At 65.3% G+C, this 1,279-nt stretch carries 1 protein-coding gene; it reads right to left on the bottom strand.

Features of this window, described 5'->3' with window-relative positions:
- Positions 1-32 precede the first annotated feature (32 nt).
- Positions 33-1,210, bottom strand: a protein-coding gene (locus tag K3M35_RS25735) for an IS3 family transposase (RefSeq protein WP_220667282.1) whose coding sequence is annotated in 2 segments (ribosomal slippage) — positions 33-923 and positions 926-1,210 — 1,176 coding nt in all. Because the reading frame shifts where the segments join, the coding sequence is not laid out codon by codon here.
- Positions 1,211-1,279 lie beyond the last annotated feature (69 nt).

Raw genomic sequence — 1,279 nt, 5'->3', positions numbered from 1 at the left:
GGGACTGCTGCACGATCAGGTGACAGGTTCGGTCACGCAGCCTGAGTGGCTGGTGTGGTCATGATGGTCTCGTATTCGACAGGGGTCAATCTGCCGAGCCTGGCTTGGCGTCGGCGGCGGTGGTAGGTCCGTTCGATCCAGGTGATGATCGCGATCCGGAGCTCGTTCCGGATCGCCCAGGGCTGGCGGTCGAGGACGTTCTTCTGCAGCAGTGAGAAGAACGATTCCATGGCGGCGTTGTCGCCGCAGGCGCCGACTCGGCCCATCGATCCGACCATCGCGTGCCGGCCGAGAGCGTGGACGAATTTCCTGGACCGGAATTGCGATCCGCGGTCGCTGTGGACGATGCAGCCGGCGACCTGATCTCCGGCCGCGGCCCGGCGGGCGACGGCGGAGTCGAGGGCGTCGACCGCGAGTCGGGCTTTCATTCTCGAGTCGATGGAGTAGCCGACGATCCGGTTCGAGTGCACGTCCTTGATCGCGCACAGGTAGAGCTTGCCCTCACCGGTGTGATGCTCGGTGATATCTGTGAGCCACAATCGATTCCGCTTATCGGCGGTGAAGTTGCGGGCGACGAGGTCGTCGTGGACCGGCGGCCCGGAACGGACGTGTTTGGTGCCGCGTTTCTTGCCGAACGAGCTCCACCACTTGTTGGCTGAGCAGATCCGCCACCCGGTGCGCTGCGCCATCGTCTGGCCGGCGTCGGCGGCCTCGTCGACGAGGAACCGGTACCCGAATTCGGGGTCGTCGCGGTGGGCGTCGAACAGGGCGTTGGCCCGGTAGGCCTCGTCGAGTTCGGCAGCGGTCACCGGTGTGGCAAGCCACCGGTAGTAGGGCTGGCGCGCGATTTTGAGGACCCGGCACGTCACCGCGACGGGGATGCCGTCAACGGCCAACTCACGGACGAGCGGGTACATCATTTTCCCGGCAGGTTCGCCTGCGACAGATATGCCGCGGCGCGACGCAGGACCTCGTTCTCCTGTTCGAGCAGCCGGATCCGTTTCCGGGCTTCGCGCAGCTCGGCGTTCTCACTGGCGGTGGTTCCGGGCTTGACGCCGTCCTCGACGTCGGCGGCCTTCATCCAGTTCGCCAGGCAGGACTCGCTGATCCCGAAATCGGCGGCGATCTGCTTCAGTTGCTGACCGGGCTCACGGCCACGGGCAACACGGACGACGTCGTCACGGAACTCTTTGGGATACGGCTTCGGCACAGGGCACATCCTTCCAGCAGTGCCTTGCGGCACCACAGATCAGATGTCACCTATCCGTGCAGCAGTCCC

The organism is Rhodococcus sp. DMU2021, assembly GCF_019641445.1.
Taxonomy (GTDB): Bacteria; Actinomycetota; Actinomycetes; order Mycobacteriales; family Mycobacteriaceae; genus Rhodococcus; species Rhodococcus pyridinivorans.
Note: the sequence above shows the minus strand (reverse complement) of the source record. Positions and strands in the feature narration are given on the sequence as shown.